16 protein-coding genes and 1 pseudogene are annotated in these 20320 nt (G+C 72.5%); 5 read left to right on the forward strand and 12 right to left on the reverse strand.

Features of this window, described 5'->3' with window-relative positions; genetic code table 11:
• The first annotated feature begins 96 nt into the window (after positions 1–96).
• Complete coding sequence (locus tag ACFC0D_RS35090; protein WP_376445146.1) at positions 97–2166, forward strand: thioredoxin domain-containing protein; 2070 nt, start codon at positions 97–99, stop codon at positions 2164–2166.
• A gap of 45 nt (positions 2167–2211) precedes the next feature.
• On the opposite strand, the gene ACFC0D_RS35095 is transcribed toward ACFC0D_RS35090, so the two are convergent.
• Positions 2212–3246 (reverse strand): LCP family protein, encoded by a 1035-nt coding sequence (locus ACFC0D_RS35095; RefSeq protein WP_376445149.1) that lies wholly within the window; start codon positions 3244–3246, stop codon positions 2212–2214.
• A gap of 150 nt (positions 3247–3396) precedes the next feature.
• Here ACFC0D_RS35095 and ACFC0D_RS35100 point away from each other — a divergent pair, with 150 nt between their 5' ends.
• The gene (locus ACFC0D_RS35100; protein ID WP_376445152.1) at positions 3397–3603 is read left to right on the forward strand and encodes a hypothetical protein; all 207 of its coding nucleotides are present in this window, start codon (positions 3397–3399) and stop codon (positions 3601–3603) included.
• 168 nt (positions 3604–3771) lie between these two features.
• On the forward strand, positions 3772–4005 hold the full coding sequence (locus tag ACFC0D_RS35105; RefSeq protein ID WP_376445154.1) for a chaplin: 234 nt from the start codon (positions 3772–3774) through the stop codon (positions 4003–4005).
• Positions 4006–4086: 81 nt separating this feature from the next.
• Here ACFC0D_RS35105 and ACFC0D_RS35110 read toward each other — a convergent pair whose 3' ends face one another.
• Both ACFC0D_RS35110 and ACFC0D_RS35115 read right to left on the reverse strand, forming a co-directional pair.
• Positions 4087–5343 (reverse strand): NAD(P)-binding domain-containing protein, encoded by a 1257-nt coding sequence (locus ACFC0D_RS35110; protein ID WP_376445157.1) that lies wholly within the window; start codon positions 5341–5343, stop codon positions 4087–4089.
• Between the two features lie 14 nt (positions 5344–5357).
• Positions 5358–6659 carry an ATP-grasp domain-containing protein gene (locus tag ACFC0D_RS35115; RefSeq protein WP_376445159.1) on the reverse strand — a complete coding sequence of 434 codons (1302 nt, stop codon included), beginning with the start codon at positions 6657–6659 and terminating at the stop codon, positions 5358–5360.
• Positions 6660–6815: 156 nt separating this feature from the next.
• On the opposite strand from ACFC0D_RS35115, the pseudogene ACFC0D_RS35120 reads away from it, so the two are divergent.
• Positions 6816–7958 (forward strand): annotated as a pseudogene (locus ACFC0D_RS35120) (glycosyl hydrolase); the annotation flags it as partial.
• An 842-nt stretch (positions 7959–8800) separates the two neighbouring features.
• On the opposite strand, the gene ACFC0D_RS35125 reads toward ACFC0D_RS35120, so the two are convergent.
• The 9 genes from ACFC0D_RS35125 to ACFC0D_RS35165 form a co-directional block, all read right to left on the reverse strand.
• Positions 8801–9940, reverse strand: a complete 1140-nt coding sequence (locus ACFC0D_RS35125) for a GNAT family N-acetyltransferase (protein ID WP_376445162.1) — start codon at positions 9938–9940, stop codon at positions 8801–8803.
• On the reverse strand, positions 9937–10611 hold the full coding sequence (locus ACFC0D_RS35130; RefSeq protein WP_376445165.1) for a lipopolysaccharide biosynthesis protein: 675 nt from the start codon (positions 10609–10611) through the stop codon (positions 9937–9939). Before ACFC0D_RS35130 ends, ACFC0D_RS35125 begins: the two co-directional genes overlap by 4 nt.
• Before the next feature lie 88 nt (positions 10612–10699).
• On the reverse strand, positions 10700–11833 hold the full coding sequence (locus ACFC0D_RS35135; protein WP_376445167.1) for a glycosyltransferase: 1134 nt from the start codon (positions 11831–11833) through the stop codon (positions 10700–10702).
• Complete coding sequence (locus tag ACFC0D_RS35140; protein ID WP_376445170.1) at positions 11830–12624, reverse strand: polysaccharide deacetylase family protein; 795 nt, start codon at positions 12622–12624, stop codon at positions 11830–11832. Before ACFC0D_RS35140 ends, ACFC0D_RS35135 begins: the two co-directional genes overlap by 4 nt.
• The gene (gene murJ / locus ACFC0D_RS35145; protein WP_376445173.1) at positions 12524–14551 is read right to left on the reverse strand and encodes a murein biosynthesis integral membrane protein MurJ; all 2028 of its coding nucleotides are present in this window, start codon (positions 14549–14551) and stop codon (positions 12524–12526) included. The genes ACFC0D_RS35140 and murJ overlap by 101 nt, the downstream gene beginning before the upstream one ends.
• 124 nt (positions 14552–14675) lie before the next feature.
• Entirely contained in the window at positions 14676–15998 is a 1323-nt protein-coding gene (locus ACFC0D_RS35150) for an O-antigen ligase family protein (RefSeq protein ID WP_376445175.1), read from the reverse strand.
• A gap of 2 nt (positions 15999–16000) precedes the next feature.
• Complete coding sequence (locus ACFC0D_RS35155) at positions 16001–17419, reverse strand: sugar transferase (protein ID WP_376445178.1); 1419 nt, start codon at positions 17417–17419, stop codon at positions 16001–16003.
• Positions 17416–18567 (reverse strand): glycosyltransferase, encoded by a 1152-nt coding sequence (locus ACFC0D_RS35160; RefSeq protein WP_376445181.1) that lies wholly within the window; start codon positions 18565–18567, stop codon positions 17416–17418. Before ACFC0D_RS35160 ends, ACFC0D_RS35155 begins: the two co-directional genes overlap by 4 nt.
• A 1-nt stretch (position 18568) precedes the next feature.
• Complete coding sequence (locus ACFC0D_RS35165; protein WP_376445184.1) at positions 18569–19633, reverse strand: DUF3344 domain-containing protein; 1065 nt, start codon at positions 19631–19633, stop codon at positions 18569–18571.
• 391 nt (positions 19634–20024) lie between these two features.
• Between ACFC0D_RS35165 and ACFC0D_RS35170 the strand changes: the two genes are divergently transcribed.
• A complete protein-coding gene (locus tag ACFC0D_RS35170) occupies positions 20025–20264 on the forward strand; it encodes a chaplin (RefSeq protein ID WP_376445186.1) in 240 nt (79 codons plus the stop codon).
• Positions 20265–20320: the final 56 nt, after the last annotated feature.

The raw sequence follows: 20320 nt of genomic DNA on the forward strand, positions 1-20320 counted from the left end.
GAGGAACGGGGCCGCTTCTCGTATCCGTGCCCCGATCGCGCACCGCTCACCCGTGGCGTACGGGCGGTGTTTCCCCGGGTGCGCGAGGATGGAGCCATGCCGAACAGACTGGCCCATGAGACGTCCCCGTACCTCCTGCAGCACGCCGACAACCCGGTCGACTGGTGGCCCTGGTCGGCCGAGGCGTTCGAAGAGGCGCGCCGCCGAGACGTCCCCGTGCTGCTCAGCGTCGGTTACAGCAGCTGTCACTGGTGCCATGTGATGGCCCACGAATCCTTCGAGGACGACACCACCGCCGCCTACGTCAACGAGCACTTCGTCGCCGTCAAGGTCGACCGCGAGGAGCGCCCCGACGTCGACGCCGTCTACATGGAGGCCGTCCAGGCGGCCACCGGCCAGGGCGGCTGGCCGATGACGGTCTTCCTCACGCCGGACGCCGAGCCGTTCTACTTCGGTACGTACTTCCCGCCCGAGTCCCGGCACGGGATGCCCTCCTTCGGCGACGTCCTCGACGGCGTCTCCCGCGCCTGGACCGAGCGGCGGGACGAGGTCGGAGAGGTCGCCGGGAAGATCGTCAAGGATCTCTCCGCCCGCTCCCTCGCCTTCGGTGGCGACGGCGTACCCGGCGAGGAAGAGCTCGCCCAGGCGCTGCTCGGCCTGACCAGGGAGTACGACGCGACACGCGGCGGCTTCGGCGGCGCGCCCAAGTTCCCGCCGTCGATGGTGCTGGAGTTCCTGCTGCGCCACTACGCCCGTACGGGAGCCGAGGGCGCCCTGCAGATGGCCGCCGACACCTGCGAGGCGATGGCCCGCGGCGGGATCTACGACCAGCTCGGCGGAGGCTTCGCCCGATACTCCGTGGACCGCGACTGGGTCGTCCCGCACTTCGAGAAGATGCTGTACGACAACGCCCTGCTGTGCCGGGTGTACGCGCATCTGTGGCGGGCGACCGGCAGCGACCTGGCCCGCCGGGTCGCCCTGGAGACCGCCGATTTCCTCGTCCGCGAACTGCGCACCCCTGAGGGCGGCTTCGCCTCCGCGCTCGACGCGGACTCCGCCGTCGGAGACGGATGGGGGCACCCCCAGGCCGAAGGCTCTGGGGGAGGGACGGGCCGGCATGTCGAAGGCGCGTACTACGTCTGGACTCCGGCCCAGCTCGCCGACGTCCTCGGCGCGGACGACGCCGCCTACGCCGCCTCGTACTTCGGCGTCACCGAGGAAGGCACCTTCGAGGAGGGCGCCTCCGTCCTCCAGCTCCCGCAGGACGCCGGCGTGGCGGACGGCGATCGGATCGCCTCGATCAGGGACCGCCTGCTCGCCGCACGCGACGAGCGCGAGCGCCCCGGCCGCGACGACAAGATCGTCGCCGCCTGGAACGGTCTGGCGATCGCCGCGATCGCCGAGACCGGCGCGTTCTTCGACCGCCCCGACCTGGTCGAGCGGGCGACGGAGGCCGCCGATCTGCTCGTACGGCTGCACATGGGCACGGACGCGCGGCTGGCCCGTACCTCCAAGGACGGCCAGGTCGGCGCCAACGCCGGTGTCCTGGAGGACTACGCCGATGTCGCCGAGGGCTTCCTCGCGCTCGCCGGGGTGACGGGGGAGGGGGTCTGGCTGGAGTTCGCGGGGTTCCTGCTCGACATCGTCCTGGACCAGTTCGTCGCCGAGGGCGGGGCGCTGTACGACACCGCGCACGACGCCGAGGCGCTGATCCGCCGGCCCCAGGACCCCACGGACAACGCCGCACCGTCCGGTTGGACCGCCGCCGCCGGAGCGCTGCTCTCCTACGCGGCCCACACCGGCTCCGAGGCCCACCGCGCGGCCGCCGAGGGCGCGCTCGGAGTGGTCAAGGCGCTCGGCCCGCGCGCGCCCCGGTTCATCGGCTGGGGGCTGGCCACGGCGGAGGCCCTGCTCGACGGGCCCCGCGAGATCGCGGTGGTCGGCGCGGCCGACGACGACACCGCCCAGGCCCTGCGCCGTACCGCCCTGCTGGCCCCGACCCCCGGCGCTGTCGTCGCCTTCGGTGCCCCGGACAGCGAGGAGTTCCCGCTGCTCAGGGACCGCCCGCTGGTGGACGGGGGAGCGGCCGCGTACGTCTGCCGTCACTTCACCTGCGACGCGCCGACGACGGACCCGGCCGAGCTGGCCCGCACGCTCGCGCGCTGAACGGCCGCCCCGAGTCGTCGGCCACCCGCCGACGGCTCGGGGGCGTCACGAGCAGACGAGCGAGGCGCCGCCGGTCGGCCGGTACTCGCCGAGGCCGCGCGGGATCTCGCTCGTCTGTGTCGCCGGGGCCTCCGGCAGCGGCCGTTCGGCGCGCAGCGCCGCGAAGATCTTCGCGGCCGCCTTCTCGTCCCAGGCGACGCTGGACCCCACACCGGTGATCGTGGGGTTGAAGCGACGGATCGGAACGGTCGCGAACTCGGTACGGTCGGGGGTGAGATCACGCAGCCGGGCCGCGAGCGTGAACATCTCGGTCACGGAGAGAGAACGCTCCGTCTCCGCTGTGCCGCGCAGTGTCGAGGCCAGCGCCCACAGCCGGGTGGGATCGTCCTCGATGCCCGCCCGGATTGTCTTCCACATGTTGACCACGAACTTCTGCTGCTTCTGCATCCGCCCGAAGTCCATGTTCCCGTCCCGCCGCGAACGCACGTACTGCAGCGCCTCGCCGCCCTTGACGTTCCTCGTCCCCGGAGCGAGGTCGATCCCGGTGACCGGGTCCTTGAGCGGCTGCACGGTACAGATCGGCACCCCGCCGTCGACCTGGTCCACACCGTCCATGAAGCGCCGGAAGTCGATCTCCAGGTAGCGGTCGATGTGAGTGCCCGTCATCCGCTCGACGGCTTCGACGGTGGACTTCGGCCCGCCCTCCGTGTGCGCGGCGTTGAGCTTCGCCGGGTGCGCGCCGTGCACCTTGCCGGTCCGCTGATCGGTGTGACCGGCCGGGAACGCGGTGAGCGAGTCGCGGGGCAGACTCACCACGCTGACCCGGTCGTTGCGGGCGGAGACGTGCACCAGCATCATCACGTCCGTGCAGTCGCAGCCCTTGCCGCCTGCGTGGTAGCGCTTCCGCTCCGCCGCCGTGAGGCCCGCCCGGCTGTCGACCCCGGCCACGAGGATGTCGAGACCGCCGTCCGGGCCGGGCAGGACGGCAGGGGCTCCGGCGATCGCCCCCGAGGCCAGAGCGACGAGCGCCGCCGAGGCGAGTACCAGCCGTCGCGGACGCGAGAATTTCCTGGCGGACACGGCAGTCTCCATCGGCTCGGAATCAATAACGCCCGCACCGTATGCCGTTGCCGGTCGCACACAGGTTCGCGACGCGACCGGCGCCGCTTGAATCACTCTCCTGCGGGGTCTGTGGAATGATGCGGGAACCGCAGCGGATGGGAGGGGAAGATGGCACCCGATCCCGGGAAATGGGAGCGGATGGCCTTCATTCCGAAGAGCCGTTATGTGGCGGACCCGCCGCCACCTGTCGATCGGGGACCGGTCCCCGTCTACTCCGCGCTGGTCCAGCAATGGGCCCTGGCGGGCCGCACGGTGCCCGGGATGCCGGACCGCGAGTGGGAACGTCTGACGACGACACCGGTCTGGCCGCGCTGACTCCGACGGTCGGGGCAATGGAGTGAATACCGATCGACCGACGATAAGCCGGTTTCCTTTTCGGGGCATGGTCGTTGTGATGTGTGCGGCGGAGGCCGGGCGTTGCAATGCACCGGCGATTCACGAGATCCGTGGAATTCCGTCCGCCGCGGAAAGGACTTAGACGAAATGAAGTGCAAGAAGGCTGCGGTCGTCGTCGCCGGTCTGTTCATGGCTCTGGGTGCGGCCTCCCCCGCGCTGGCGGACGCGGACGCGCACGGCTTCGCGGCCGGTTCGCCGGGATTCCTGTCGGGCAACGTGGTCCAGGTTCCGATCAACATCCCGATCAACGTCTGCGGCAACAGCATCAACATCATCGCTGCGCTGAACCCGACGCACGGCAACGTCTGCATCAACCACTGAGGCGGTCGCGCCCCGCACCGGGCGCGTGCTGAGGGGCCGGTCCCGGAAGACGTCCACGACTACTTCCAGGACCGGCCTTCGTCATGCCCGGCCGGCCGGCGTCCGCTCGTCGCCGGTACGCGGACGACCCACCGTGCCACGCGCCGTCGCCCGCAACCGCTGCCGTACGCCGCGCACGAGGCGCCCCGCCGTGTAGTCGGCGCCGAACACGAACCGCATCGACGGGCCGTACGACGGCGCCGTCAGCAGCCCCGCGAGGAACAGACCCGGCCGCGAGGACTCGAACAGCGCCCCGACCTCCGGCGCCCCGCCTGTGCCGACCGTTCGCAGCGATGCGCGCAGTTCGGGCGCCAGCACCTCCGCCCGGTCCAGGCTCGGCGCGAACCCGGTCGCGGCGATGACATGGTCGGTCTCCAGGACGGTCGTCCCGTCCGGTCCGGCCACCTCGAGCCGCAGCCGGTCGTCCCCGGTCGGAGCCGCGGAGACGATGTGCCGCCCGAGGCGTACGTCGCTCACGGCCGCGAACCGCTCACGCAGCCACCACGCGCCCGCCGGGCCGAGCGCCGAGTCGAAGACGCGCTCGCGGGTGGGGGCGGGCAGCCGCCGGAAGAGCCCTGGAGTCTCCGCGTACAGCCGGTTGTGCCAGCCGCAGCCCAGGCCCGTGTGCGGGGCGCGCAGCGACTGCCACAGGCCGCGGTCGAGGGCGGGCGGGAGGGTGTTCCAGTTCAGTCGGTCCGAGCGGGCGAGGATCCGGACGGTCGCCCCCTGTTCGGTGAGGATCGCCGCCGTCTCCAGGGCCGCCTGGCCGGCGCCGACGACGGTGACGTCGCGACCTGCGAAGCCGTCCAGCTCCCCGTGGTGACTGCTGTGGGTGACGTACTGGCGCGGAAGTCCGCGCAGGGGCCCGGGGATCTCCATGAACGGCAGGACGCCGACAGCCAGCGCCACCGTCCGCGTACGGAGGGCCTCGCCGTCCTCGGTGACCACCTCGAACCCTTCGGCGCGCGGCGCGACGGAGGCGATCATGCGCTCGTCGAGCGCGGGGACCGCCTGGCGGGCGAACCAGTCGCCGTACGCGGCGAAGAAGCCGACGGGCAGCGGGACTCCGTGCTCGGCGCGGACACCCCGGGTGGTGGCGTAGGCGTCGAGCCCGTACGCGCCGGCCGGGTCGGAGAGATGGGAGGCCCAGGGCTCGGACTTCAGGAACATGCCCGAGGGCATGGCGTGCCAGGACTCCATCGGGCGGCCGAAGGTCCGCAGGTTCAGCCCGTGGGCGGCCGCATGCGCGGCCACGGACAGTCCATAGGGTCCAGCTCCCACAATGACCAGGTCGTACATCGTGCCTTCCGTCCTCAACGTCGGTTCATCTGGCTGGAGGGGGTACGGGCCGTCGGCGGCGACACGACGGTCGCGGCGCGAGGGCGGCCGGACCGGAGGAGTCGACGGATCGTCACCAGGCCTTTTCTCAGGGCGTGGAGAAGCCAGGCGCGGGCCATCGAGAGCGCCGGGGCCGGATCGTCGGCGGCGAACCAGGCCGTCTCCGTGCCCGCGCGCGAGGCGCCCGGCTGGGCGGTGTGCCGGCGGCGCGGCGAGGCGAGCACGGACAGTGCCGCGTAGTTCTCGACCACGAAGCGGCGTCCGTACGCGGGGGTGTGCACAGGGACCGGACGCCCGGTCAGGTCCAGATGCATCGCGCGGACGACATCGAGACCGTCCCCGTCGGCGAAGAGCCGGAACTGGGCGCCGGGGCGGGGGTTGAAGTCGAGCAGGTGGTACGCGCCGGTGGAGCGGTCGAGCCGGAAGTCCAGGTCGAACACGCCCCGGTAGCCGAGCGCGGTGAGCAGTTCACCGGCCATCCGCTCGACCACCGGGTTCGCAGCCCAGCGACCGACGGCCGTGAGCCCGGCCCCGTCCGGCCACGAGCGCTCCTTGAGCCCGGTGGCCCGGACCGCGCAGCCGCCCGTGGAGTCCGCGTACCCGTGGCAGAACCAGTCCAGATCCCGCCCGGGGGGCAGGAGCCGCTGGAGCAGGAGCCTGCTGCCGGCCTCCCCGGCACGGGCGAACAGCTCGCGCACCTCGGCGAGCGATCGCGCGATCGACGTGCTGCGCAGTCCGGTGCCGGGTGGAAGCAGCCAGGGGCGGCTCCACTTGGTCACGACCGGCAGCCCCAGCGACCAGGCCATGGTGGCGGCCTCGTCGGCGCTCGTGGGGATCTCGGTACGGGGGTGGGGGAGAGACAGGGCGCGGCAGGTCTCGGCGAGTTCGGCCTTGTCGGCGACGCGGACGAGCTGTTCGGACGACTGGTCGGGCAGGAGGTACCGGTCCGTCAGTTCGCTGCGGTGCGAGGCCAGGGCCAGGGCGCTGATGTCGTCCAGCGGGACGAGGAGCGCGGGTGCCCGCACCTCGTCGGCGAGTCGCAGGAGGCATCGGACCAGGGCGTCGGCCTCGTCGTCGGGCGAGGTGGCGTCCGGGCGGAGGTGGACGCCATGGACGTACCGGGAGCGGGCGGCGGGGCTGGTGAGCGATTCAAGAACGGCGTGGACCGGGATTCCGGCTCTTCCCAGGGAGCGCGCGGCGCCGAGCGTGCCGTGATGAAAAGGGTTCCGATCGAGCCGCACGAGGGTTGCGGGGACGCGGGTGTCAAAGCTCGGCACGCCATTCCTTCATCTCGAGTGCCCCAACTGGGCGATGAAATACACCAATGGACTACTGATCAGATCGATGTCGCGTTCACGGTCGGCTCATTAGGAATACTTTCGGAGTATCCGACTGACGGACCATCAAGCGGCGCGATTCGTGAAGGAGTGGCCATGGTCAACCGAAAGAGGAAGGCTTCGAGTGTGTGGCTGGGAGTGTTCACCGCAGGTCTCCTTGCCTCAGGTTCAGTCGTGCTGTCCTCTCCCGCTCACGCCGCCGAATCCGTAACGACACGGGACCCCGAACCGACTCTGTCCACGGCATTGGGCGCGTTCCTCCAGTCCGGACCCGTGGGCGTCAGCCGGATCGGTCAGTTGGAGCGATGGCTCGGCGGGCGGGAGCTCCGTGTCGGTCACACCTACCTCCCCGGGGATCGCTGGTCGAACATCGAGGGCCGTCCGGGCTTCCTGGACGCCTGGGCGGACTGGCGCAACGAGCAGGCCGACCGGCTGTTCGTGCTGAACGTGCCGATGCTGGAACGGAACGAGGCCGGCGTCTCCGACCGTGAGGTCCGCCGCCAGCTCCAGCTCGGTGCGGCGGGGTACTACGACCACCACTTCCGGACCCTGGCGAAGCGCCTGGTCGACCTGAACGCGCCCGACACCGTCATCGTCCTCGGTTGGGAGATGAACGGCACCACGTACACGCACCGGTGCGCACCGGACCCCACGTCGTGGAAGAAGTACTGGAAGCGGATCGTCACCGCCATGCGGTCCGTTCCCGGACAGGAGTTCCGCTTCGACTTCAACCCGAGCCGTGGGCGGGACGCCATTCCGTGGACGCAATGCTATCCGGGTGACAGCGTCGTCGACATCATCGGCATGGACTCGTACGACCAGCCGCCGGGCGCCAGTTTCGACCAGCACATCACTGAACCGTACGGGCTGCAGAAGCAGGTGGATTTCGCGGCCGAGCACGGAAAGCAGATCTCCTATCCGGAATGGGGGCTCTTCCGGAACGGGGACAACGCCACGTACATGCGGCGGATGCTCGAATGGATGAACAAGCACAAGCCGCTGTATCACACGATCACCGACTACTGCCCGCACGGCGTCTGGCAGTGCGACGACAACCCGAAGTCGGCGAAGGTGTTCCGGCAGATGCTGTACGGCGTGACGCCGCAGGTGCCGGAGGTGCCGACCGAGCCCGAGCTCCCGACGACCGAGCCCGAGGTGCCTGAGGTACCTCAGGTGCCGGTGGAGCCGGAGATCCCGGTCGAGCCGGAGATCCCGGTGGAGCCTGGGGTACCGGAGCTGCCCATCGAGCCCGAGACACCCCAGGTTCCGACGAAGCCGGTGCCGAAGCCTGAGGTCCCGACCCTGCCGGTGCCGAAGCCTGAGGTCCCGACGAAGCCGGTGCCGAAGCCTGAGGTCCCGACCCTGCCGGAGCCGAAGCCCGAGGTTCCGACCCTGCCGGAACCCAAGCCGGAAGTTCCGACCCTGCCCGAGCCGAAGCCCGAGGTCCCGACGAAGCCGGTGCCGAAGCCCGAGGTTCCGACCCTGCCCGAGCCGAAGCCTGAGGTCCCGACTCTGCCGGAGCCGAAGCCCGAGGTCCCGACCCTGCCGGAACCCAAGCCGGAAGTTCCGACCCTGCCCGAGCCGAAGCCTGAGGTTCCGACCCTGCCGGAACCCAAGCCCGAGGTTCCGACCCTGCCGGTGCCCAAGCCGGAGGTCCCGACGAAGCCGGTGCCCAAGCCTGAGGTCCCGACTCTGCCGGAGCCCAAGCCCGAGGTTCCGACCCTGCCCGAGCCGAAGCCTGAGGTTCCGACGAAGCCGGTGCCGAAGCCCGAGGTCCCGACCAAGCCGGTGCCGAAGCCCGAGGTCCCGACCAAGCCCGCGCCGAAGCCCGAGGTGCCGAAGCCCCAGTTGCCGAAGCCCCAACTGCCGAAGCCCGCGCCGAACTGTTGGAACCTGAATCTCGGTTCGTGGGTGGAGAGCTGGATCGGCGGCCCGGTCTGCGTTCCCAAGCCCGACTGGAAGGAAGGCTGGATGGACGGCGACGGCGACTCCAACGACAGCTGGGAGGACATCCTGGACAGCGACTCCTGGCCCTTCTGATCACTGAAGGACCCGTCCAGGCCACGCGGCGGCGGAGGAGCTCATCCTCCGCCGCCGTTCGCCCGTCCCGGCAGCCGCGCGAGCGCACGCCCCACCCAGGCCCGCTCCCGCGCCTGCCGGGCCGTCCAGCGCCGTCCGTCCGCCGCGCCCGCCCAGAGCCACAGCACCGGGGCCGCGCCCCGCCCTGCCAGCATCAGCCGCTGGTTGGGAACGGTCTCGGGACGCCAGTGCTGCTTGTACGGCTCGTTGCCCCGCAGCATGCTGAGCGTCCCCCGCCCGCTCGCACTCGTCTCGCGCGCCCCATGGCGCAGCAGCATCGTCGCCACGTCGATCTTCCGCGCACGCAGCACCGGATCGGCTCCGTACAGGTATCCGCCCGCGAGCCGCGGCGACATCAACGTCAGATCGGCCGCGACGACGTCGCCCGCGAGCCGGAACTCGGTCACCCGAGCGTCCCCGTGCTCGACCATCGGCCGCACCGCCCGCGCCAGATGCTGCGCGAACCGGGCGCTGGTGTGCTCGACCGTCACACCCCGGCCCTGCCACTGCAGCTGATGCAGCTTCAGCAGCCGGTCGAGGGCGGCCGGTACCTCGTCGCCGGTCACGACGCGCTCCTCGACGCCGAGCGCGTCCAGCTTGCGGAGCTTGGCGCGCACGCGCTGGGCCTTGTTCGACGGAATCCGTTCGAGCAGGGCGTCCATCGGCACCGCGGGCAGCTCCAGGCAGAGCGAGTCGGCGAGCCGCCGGCGCGGGCCGCGCCAGCGGGCGAAGACCCGCTCGGCGGCCGCCCCGGGGCGTACCTCGCGCAGGTCGACCACCGCGCCGCGCGCCGCCCGGGCCAGCGCCACGGCCAGCGCGGGCGCCGCCTCGGGGCACGCGTCGTCGAGCAGGACGTCGGTGAAGTCCGTGATCGAGCCGCCGAGTGGGGTGAGTACCGGGAGCGGCCCGTGGGCGCGCATCAGGGGCGCCGCCGCGACCAGTTCGCCGTCCTGCCGCCGTACGAGGACCACGCGCAGCGCCCCCGGCCGGCCGTACGACACCCACCAGGAGTGCAGCCAGGAGTGGGACTGGAACGGAGTGGCGGTGGAACAGCGGGCGTAGAGCGACGCCCACCGCTCGCCGAGTCGGCCGAACTCCTCGCCGTCCCGGCAGATCTGTGTGCTCAGCCCGCGCAGGGTCACACCGCCTCCGGTTCCGGCTGGTGCTGGGCGCCCGCCGGGCCGGGAACGGCGGCGGACTGGGTCTGCCGGGAGTTCCCCGCCTCGGCACGTACCTCCGTACGCGCCTCCGCCCCGCTCTCCTTACGTCCCGCGCGCTTGGGCCGCACCAGCAGCACCAGACCGCCCAGCAGACCGCCCGCGCAGCCGCCGACCAGTGCGGACAGCGGGGCGGAGGGCGAGACCGGGTCCACCGGCCGGGTCGCCCGGGAGAACTGGACGACCTTCACGCCCGTGCTCCCCGCGACGTGCGAGCTGTTGAGGACCAGCGCGCGGGCGACACCGTCCGCCATCGAGACGGCCCGGCCGGGCTTCGCCGCCCGCGCCGTGATGGAGATCATCGGCGCGTCCGGCGAGGTCGCCGCCTGCACGCTCGACCGCAGGGTCCGGGCGGAGACCCCGGCCCACACCTGCGCGTCGCCGGTCACCGCGATGTCGGTGGCGACCCGTCCGTACGCCTGGGCGAAGCCGAGCGCGGCCGCCGGGTCGGACTTCTCGCCGGGGACCACGATGACGTAACTCGTCGCCGCGTACTCGGGTGCCTTCAGCGCCCCGTACCCGCCGCCGAGCGTGGCGCCGATCAGCACGGAGGCGGGCAGCACCCACGATCGGCGGGGGGTGCGCAGCGCCTTCATGAGAGGCGACCGTGGTCGGGACAGCGGGCTGGGACTCAGGGGGCTCGTGGAGCTGGGGCTGGCGCTTGAGCTGGGGCTCATGGGTGTCTCACTTCGCGAGGAGAGGGGTGCCGTGGACGGCCTGTTCGTAGAGGGACATCAACTGCTGGGCGCTGTGCGCGATGTCGTAGCGGCGCGCGGCCTCGGGCTGAGGCAGCCGGGCGAGGCGGGCGTCCCGGATGCCGCGCAACGCCGAGACCAGTTCGGGTACGGACGGGCCGATCCGCCGCGCCCCGGGGGCCGCGTCCGGCGGCAGGTCGTCGATCGCCGGGCAGGCCACGTACAGCACCGGAAGGCCGGCGGCGAGCGCCTCGACAACCGCGAGCCCGAAGGACTCGTCGGGGGAGGTGGAGACGAAGACGTCCATCGCCGCGAGGAGCGAGGGCAGGCCGGGACCCGCGGACGTCACGGACGGCGGGTCCTCGCAGGCGCCCGCGAGGAGCACCCGGTCGGCAGCCCCGCACTCCCGCGCCACGGCGAGCAGCCGCTCGCGCTCCCCGCCCTCCCCGACCAGCAGCAGCCGCGCCTCCGGCACCGACGCCACCGCACGGACGAGCCGGTCGAACCGCTTCCCGGGCGCGAGCCGTCCCACCCCGCCGACGACGAACGCGTCCTCCGGCAGCCCGAGCACCTTCCTCGTCATCCGCCGCGCGTCCTCGTCGTGGCCGAACCGCGCCCGCTCGATGCCGTTCGGGACGACATGGATACGGGACGGGGCCACGCCCCACTTCTCCAGTCGGCGGGCGACGCTGGGCGAGACGGCGACCGTGGAGGTGCCGAGCCGCTCGGTGGCCCGGTAGAGCGCCCGGGTGCCGGCGGAGAGCGGTCTGCCCTCGATCTGGGTGTCGCCGAGGGAGTGTTCGGTGGCGAGGACCGCACGGACCCCGGCGAGCCGGGCGGCGATCCTGCCGTAGACACAGGCGCGGTACAGGTGGGTGTGGACGAGGTCGTACCGGCCCCGGCGGACGATGCCCGCGAGCCGGGGCAGCGCGCCGAGATCCCGGTTGCCGGTCATGCCGAGATGGACGACCGGGACCCCGTCGGACACGATGCCGCCGGCGACGGCGCCCGGATTGGTGAGGGTGACGACCTCGCTCCGTACCGGCAGATGACGCAGCAGCAGACGGAGTTGCTGCTCGGCGCCGCCGATCCCGAGACCGGTGATGATGTGGAGGACCTTCATGACACCTCCGCCCCCGGCCGGGCCTGTGCGGGGACCGGCGCGGTGATCGAGCGGCGGCGCAGCGGGTGCAGCAGGCGCTTGGCGGTGAGCCGCCACGAGGTGTCCTGCTCGCCGACGTGGATCCGGGGCAGCGCGTGCGCGCAGGTCAGCGGGCCGGGGGCGATGGCGCAGCCGTAGCGGTAGCCCGCGTCCCGTACCGCCTGGACCGTACGGGCGTCGACGTCTCCGTACGGGTAGCAGAAGCCGTCCACCGGTGTGCCGGTGATGTCCTCCAGGAGCTCGCGGCTGCGCCGGGTCTCCTCGGCGAGGGCGTCGTCGTCGAGGGTGGGGAGCGAGACGTGCCGCAGACCGTGCGAACCGATCTCCATCCCGGCCTCGGCCACGCGCAGGACGCCGTCCTCCGTCAGCAGCGGTTTCCGCGGGCCGTCGGCGTCCCAGGCGTTCTCGCCGCCGAGACGCCCGGAGAGGACGTAGACGGTGGCGGTGAAGTCGTGGCGGCGCAGCAGCGGGAGGGCCGAGTCCAGGAAGTCGGCGTAGCCGTCGTCGAAGGTGAGGCCGACGAGCCCCCGGGCGCGGCCCGCCGCGGTCGCGGCGAGCAGCTCGCGCACGGACACGCCCCGCAGCCCCCGGTCGTTCAGCCAGTGCAGCTGCCGCGCGAAGCGGACGGGGGAGACCGTCACCTGGTACGGATCATCCGTGGCGTCGGCGATCGAGTGGTACATCACCACCCATGGGGGAGTCTTCGGCAGCAGTCGACGAATCGCGGCGCGGGGCGCCGTGGCAGCGGGCATGGGCGAGCCTTCGTGATGCGGTACGGGTGAGGGGTGGGATGTCCGGCGCACTGGCGGCGCAGGCGAGGAAGAGCAGGAAGACCGAGACCGAGACGAGGGCGGCGACGGCGAGGGAGAGGAGCGGGGAACCGATCCACAGCGCGCAGAGCCAGCCGGCTGCGGTGGCCCAGGCGGCTGCCGTGGCCAGTCGCAGCAGCCCTTCCCCGAGGTAGCGGATGCGGACCGGGATCGCCTGGCGGCGGGCGCCGAGCAGCAGCATCACGGCGGTCAGCGTGATGCCGAGGGCGTTGGCGGCGGCGATGCCGACGGCGCCCCACAGCGCGGCGCCCGGGACGCCGGCCGCGGCGGTCACGGCGAGTCCTGCCACCATGGCGCCGGCCGGGTACCAGAGCGGGTGGGCGGCGGAGAAGTAGCAGCGGACCAGCGCGCCGACCGTCGTCTGGCCGAGCAGGCCGAGGGCGTAGACCCGCATCACGGCGGCGGTCGCGGCGGTGTCGGCGGGGTCGAAGGCGCCGCGCTGGAAGAGGAGTTCGACGATCTGCGGGGCGGCGGCGATCACGACCGAGGTGCCGATGAGGACGACGACGGCGGCGAGGAGCAGGTCCCGCTCGACACGGCGCCGAGCACCGTCCCTGTCGCCGGCCGCCATGGCGCGGGCGACGACCGGGAAGCTGACCGTGCACAGCATCAGGGAGAGGATCATCGGCATCTGCGCGACCTTCTGCGCGTAGTTCAGATGCGAGATGGCGCCCGCGGGCAGCGGCGAGGCGAGGAAGCGCTCGATGAGGATCTGGGACTGGCGGGAGACGGCGAAGGCGATGACGGGGGCGATGAGCCCGAGCACGAGGAGGCGGCCGGCGTCACCGGCCGGCGCGTCCCCCTTCGGTACGGGCCGGCCGCGCAACTCCCGGATCAGGTACGGCGCCTGGACCGCCACCATCAGCGCGCCGCCGACGGCGACCCCGGCAGCGGCCGCCCGCACGCCGAAGGGTTCCCGCAGCACGAGGATCGTGCCGATGATGCCGACGTTGTACGCGACGTAGATGGCGGCCGGCGGGAGGAAGGAGCCGTGCGCGCGCAGGGCGGCGGAGCAGTAGCCGGCGAGCGCGAACGTCAGCACGCAGGTCGCGGTCAGCCGGGTGCAGTCGACGGCGAGCTGCGGGTCGGGAAGACCGGGCGCGAGCGCCCCGACGAGGGCCGGCGCGGCGAGGACCAGAAGCCCGGCGAGGGCGCTCATGGCGAGCGCGAGCCGGGGCAGCGTGGAGCGTACGAGGGTACGGACGGGGTCGCCGAAGAGGCTGCCGCCGCGGCGCGCCAGCGCCCGGCTGAACGCGGGCACCAGGATCAGCGCCATCGCGTCCTCGATGAGCAGTGTCGAGGCGAACTCGGGCACGGTCCAGGCGACCAGGAAGGCATCGGTCTCCGCCCCCGCGCCGAAGAAGTGGGCCAGGATCTGGTCCCGTACGAGCCCGAGTACCGCCCCGGCGGCGGTGAGCCCGGCCGTCACGGCGGCGGCCCGCGCGAGGAACCTGCCGGACCCGGTACGCCCCTGCTCGCCCCGCCGGGCGTGCGCGCCACGCTCCGGCGCGGAGAACCGGTTCCCGGCCCCGGCCGGGCGCAGCCGCTGCGTCTGTCCCGCGTGGGCCGAACCCGTTGCCGTCGAAGGCGTGTCGGTTTCGCCGAACCGTGTGCCTCGGGTCGCCGTGGCTCCGGCCCGGGCCCCGACCGGGACGCCGTCCGTCGCCCCGCCGACCGTGGCAGGCGCGCCCCTCTGTGGGCTCCACCCCGCTGCGGAGTGGTCCGTCCGTTCCGCCGGGGCGGCACCGGGCCAGGCTCCGGCCCGTGTCCCCTCCCCCGGTGCGGGCGCGGCCGTACCGGCCCAGCGCCGGCCACCGGCGGGGGTCGGGGCCGTCGAGTGGTCGGTCATGGACCACGGGTCGACATGCGGCCACGTCCACCCCCCGGGGTCCTCCGCGCCCGTCCCGGAGTCCCGGTCGGGGCTCTCCCGAGGCCGCACGCGGTCCGTGGACTCCGGCTCCCCGCCCCAGGGGTCACGCACGCTTCACCGCCGACAGCGACCACCACGCCGCGAGGCCGAACACGACCGACATCAGGACCGTGGAGGGCCCGCCGATGTCCGCGTAGAAGAAGTCGATGAGCTGCCACGACAGCAGACCGATCGCGACCAGCGCGCAGTCCGCGCCCCACGCCCGCCGCCGCAGGGCACCCACCAGCAGCGCCGTCCAGCTGCCCGCGAGGGTCAGGAGCCCCACCAGACCCTGCTCGCTGAGCACCAGCAGATACATGTTGTGCGGGGACAGCAGCGGCTGACGCCGGAACAGCGCCCCCGCACCCGCCGTGTCGCTGCCCGACGACAGCGCGAGCGAGGCGTTGGAGTCGCGGTACGCCGGGAAGCCCTTCAGACCCACCCCCGTCAGCGGATCCGAGCGCCACATCCGCCCCGCCGCCGCCCACATCGTGTACCGGTCCGTCACCGACTGGTCCGGTGAGCCCGCCACCTGCGTGATGCTGGTGACGCGCTCCTTCACCATCGCCGACCCCACACCGAGTCCGCCCACCAGGACCACCGCGAGCGCGCCCGTCACCAGCGCCACCCGCCCCGCCCGCCGCAGCCCCGACAGCACGAGCTGGACAGCGATCGCCAGAACCGTCGCGATCCACGCGCCCCGGCTGAAGGAGAGCACCAGCGGCAGGAACAGCAGACCCGCGCAGACCAGCGCCGCCGTACGCACTCGCCCGCGCCCGCTGCCCAGCGCGATCCCGGTGACGATGACGAGGCCGTACGAGACGACCGTCGCCATCCCCATCACATCCGTCGGCCCGAACGTCCCCACCGCCCGGATGTCCTCGCCCATGTACGACGCGCCCGTGCCGGTCAGGTACTGCGTGACCCCGACCGCGCCCTGGAGCAGCGCCAGACCGACCAGCGCCCACGCGACCAGCGCGAAGTCCCGCCGGTCGCGGATCATCAGCAGTACGGCCGCAGGGACGAGCACGAAGATCTGGAGGTAGCGGGCCACGCCGGGCAGGCTCGCCCCCGGGTCGCTCGAGGTGATCGCCGCCAGGCAGATCCCCAGGACCGGCAGCCCGATCACGACCGCGGCCCCCCGGGTCAACGGCCGGGCGCCGCTGCGCATCACCCGCACCATGCAGATCAGCACGAGCAGGCCCGATGCCGCGTCCGCGAGACCACCGGTCCCCCCGGTGCCGCCCTCCGCGCCGCCGGCCGCCGGGACGAGCAGCAGCGCGATCACCGCCAGGACGGGGGAGAGGGACCAGGCCCTGCGGGCCCAGTCCCGTACCTCCCACCGTTCCACCGCCGCCGCCATCGGCACCGCCACGGCCGTCGCCATCATCAGCTCCCCGCCGGTCGGACCAGGCCTGCCGCGGTCCGCAGCAGAATGCGGACGTCCTGCCAGAGCGACCAGTGATCGATGTAGTGGTTGTCGAAGCGGCAGCGGTCCTCGATGGACGTGTCGCCCCGCAGCCCGTGTACCTGCGCCAGGCCGGTCAGCCCGACCGGCATCCGGTGCCGGTCCGCGTAACCGACATGGATCCGACTGAACTGCGCGACGAAATAAGGCCGTTCGGGCCGAGGCCCGACCAGGCTCATGTCCCCGCGCAGTACGTTCCACAGCTGCGGCAGCTCGTCCAACGAGCTACGCCGCAGGAAGTTGCCGACCGCGCTCATCCTCCGGTCGTCGACGACGCTCCACCGGGTCGCCGACTCGGTCTCGTCGGCGGGGCGCAGGGTACGGAACTTCAGCAGCGTGAACAGCCGCCCGTGCTGCCCCACGCGCTCCTGGCGGAAGAGCACCCCGGGCCCGTCGGACAGCCGCACCGCCAGCGCGCACAGCAGCAGCACGGGCAGGGCCAGGGCCAGGGCGGGACCGGCGAGGACGATGTCGAGCGCGCGCTTCACGGTCAGCCCGCGCCGCTCTCCGGGCGGGACCAGCCGGCGGCAGCCGTACCCCCACAGGTGGTCGCCCATCGGGCCGTTCCGGAGCTCGCCCCCCACCCGCCAGGTGGTGCAGCCGTAGTGCTGGAAGAGCGCCACCAGACCGCTGTCGTCGGTCAGGAAGACCGCGTCGCGCACGGTGTTCTGGATGACCGCCCGGTGGATCTCCTCCGGTGAGGTGAGCACCGGAAGACCGGGCTCCCCGTCCGGCCGCGAGCCGACGATCCCGACCGGCCGGATGCCGTACTCCGGGTGCTGCGCCACCGCCGCCGCGAACCGGCGTGCGGCGGCGGGCGCACCCACGACCAGCGCCGATCGCGGATGCGCCCGGGCCGTACGGCGCCTGCGCGCGTGCACGGCCCCGCGGACCGCGCACACGGCGACGAGGTGCGTGGCGACCGCGGTGCAGAGCGCACCCGGGCCGATCGCAAGGGCGGGTGTGAACGCGGCGACGACGGCCGCCGCGACACACCAGGCGACAGCGGCGCGGGCGGCGAGCGCGGGCAGTTCGTCCAGGACGAAGGTGAGGGCGCCGGGCCGGTGGAGCCCCCCGTGCCCGTTCAGCACGAGGACGGCTCCGACGACGAGCAGGAGCAGCCGGAGCTCGCGGTGCGGCTCGGGCAGCAGCGCGGCGGCGAGCAGCACGGCCAGACCGTCGGCCGCGATGAGCGGTACGGCTGCCGTGCGCATCGGCACGGCCCGGCGCGGCGGCAGCGCGAGCCGGTCCGAGGTGCTGCGCTGCGGTCCGAGGGAGGCGAGTCCCGGCGCGTGGCCGTGGCTCGTCGAGGAATTGACGCTGGTGCTTTCCGTAGTCACGGCGAAATCGGCTCTCTGTGCTCGGTGCACCGCACTCCGGCCAGCTCGCGGTAGACGTCCGCGACGGCCGCGCCGGTGCGCCGCACATCGAAGGTGCTGAGTACGTGCTCGTGGGCCTGGCGGCCCAGGGACCGCAGCAGCTCCGGCCCGCCGAGAAGGCGGCCGACGGCGGCGGCGAGCGCGGCCGGGTCCTCGGGCGGGACCAGGCACAGGGGTTCGTGGCCGGGCGGCAGGCTCTCGCGCGCCCCGTCCACATCGCTGACCACGACCGGCCGACGGCTCGCCATGGCCTCCAGCGGCGCCAGCGCCATGCCCTCCCAGCGGGAGGGCAGGACGACGAGATCGGCCGCCCGGTACCAGGGCGCGGTGTCGTCGACGGCTCCGGCGAACCGCACCGAGTCCGGCGCCGCGGCCCGCAGCCGCTCGCCGTCCGGTCCGTCACCGACCAGGACGAGCCGGGCCGTCGGGATCTCGGCGAGGACGGCCGGCCATGCGGCGAGCAGCACGTCCTGCCCCTTCTGCCGACAGAGCCGCCCGACACATACGACGAGGGGTCCGTCGGTGGCGGCATCGGCGATGTCGTCCGTCGCGTCGGCGGCGAACCTCGTGATGTCCACACCGTTGTGGATGACCGACCAGGCCGCCCGGACGCCCGCCTTCTCGCCGGTGCGCCGTTCGGCGTCGCTGACGCAGATGATCCGCCGCGTCCAGCGCGCCGCGAGGCGCTCCCAGCGCAGGGCCAGCGCGGCGACCGTGCCTGTGACGGCCTCGAACGACCAGGCGTGCGGTTGATACACCGTCGGAATCCGTCCACGCAGGGCCAGTCGGCCGCACAGCCCCGCCTTGGCGCTGTGCGCGTGGACGAGCGTGGGGCGGACGGTACGGATCAGCCGGGCGAGGTCGCGGGTCTCCCGGACCAGACCTGGGCCCGGATCGCGGCCCGCCTGCCATGCGTACAGTTCCGCGCCCTCGGCCTGGACGGCCGCCGCGAGTGGTGTACCGGGTGGGCAGGCGACGACGACCCGCCACCCGGCGGCGAGCTGGGCGCGGACCAGGTCGGTGACGACCCGGGCGACACCGCCGTCACCGGGCTGGACCGCGTGCAGCACGGTGAAGGAGGAGGAGTCGGGCTCCCGTGGTGACAGCACGTCAGCGCCCGACGTCCGCCTGGAGGAAGAGCGCCCCGAGCCAGACGGTGTCCTTCCGGGAGTCGAGGCGGACGTGGAGACGGTCGGCCCCATGGCGCAGCGCACCCCCCAGATCGAAGACGTCGGAGTCGTACCCCAGGGTGTTCTGATGTGCGGGCATTCGTTCGATCCGGTCGGCTCCGGAATCGGTGATGCTGGAGTTCATCACGTCGTTCGCGGAATTGGCGGAATCAAAGAGCTGGACCCTCTCCGACCGGCTTGTTTCCACCGCGAGGTAATCCCCGGAAGTTCCCCGGTCGCCGTCATAGGCGACCATGCCGAGTTGTCCTCCCGAACCCTTCGGAATAGCGCGGCCGGAGAGCGCCACGCGCAGGGGTCCGGTGCGTGGCCCGAGGGTTTCGAAGCCGTCCCAGACCGCCAGCCTGCGCAGTGGCTCCTCCTCGTTCTCGTACGCGACGACCAGCGTCCAGCCACCCCAGCCACCGACCGCCGAGCTGCCCATCGCCACGTTGACCTGGGCCACGGTCCACAGCCCGGGCTCGGCGGAGCGGACGAGTCCGGTGACGTCGGCGGAGGCCTGGAAGGCGTCGGCGCCGTCCGCCGTGCGGTGCCCGATCGTGGTGTCCGCCAGGACCGGCCTGTACGAGCCCCCGGGTTCGGCGATCAGGACCCGGCCGTTGTCCTTGTGCGGCTTCTGCTCGCCGACACGCAGGTTTCCGCCCCAGTAGAGACGGGCGTAGCTGACCCGGGAGCCCTCGGGGATCCGGACTTCGGCACGGCTGGAGTTGTAGGTGTTGGGGTCGTTGTCGACGTCGACGTACCCGATGGCGTAGCCGTCGTTGCGCACTCCGGAGCCCTTGGCGCTCTTGGCCGCCTTGGCCGATGTGTTGGCGGCGCGGACGATCCCGCCGTGCTGTACCGCCTGGTACCGCTGAGCGAAGGGGACGCGGGGGGCTTCCTTGGGTGGGGGCGCGGCGGAGGCGGCCGGCAGCGCGCCGGACAGGGCCGCACACGACAGGGCGCACAACAGACCGCGGCGCACAGCAAGAACCGCTGAATTCCGCATACAGGTTCTCCGCTTTGATGAGAGAGAGAAGGGAAGACCCGTGAAGACCGGGGGAGAGGGAGGAGTCGGCCGTACGAAATGAGTGAACGCGCGGCCGGACCGAAAGCAACGTTCGGGAACGTTATAACCCCGGCGCCGGGCGATAGTAAGCATTAGATGCCTGGAAACACTAACTCCCGTATCCGCGCGGCAGGTTCCTCGTTGTGCGTGTTGCGCCATTCCCCCGTCAGTCGCTCGAATGGCCCTCCTATGGCCCAAAGATCGGTTGAACGTCACCCGTTCGGGAGAGCAACCGATGAATGGGAGTCGCGTTGTTGAAGGAGTCGGACGAACCCGTCCGCGCCGACCCTCTGGTCTGAGTGGTCTGAACACAATCGAGGAGCGCTTCTCCATGTCCCGTATCGCGAAGGCTGTAGTCCTGTCCGTGGGTGTCGCCGCGTCCGTCGCGGGTGCCACCGGCGTCGCCACCGCCGACTCGCTCGCCGAGGGTGCGGCCGTGAAGTCCCCGGGCGTGCTGTCCGGCAACGTCGTCCAGGTTCCGATCCACGTGCCGGTCAACCTCTGCGGCAACACCGCGCAGCTCGCCGGCGCCCTGAACCCGGCCTTCGGGAACCGCTGCGCCAACCTCTGATCTCGCACGCCGGATCGTGGTCCTTCCGAGGCCGGCGCGCCGCCCCGTCCAGGGTC

This window comes from Streptomyces sp. NPDC056222, from assembly GCF_042264065.1.
GTDB lineage: Bacteria > Actinomycetota > Actinomycetes > Streptomycetales > Streptomycetaceae > Streptomyces.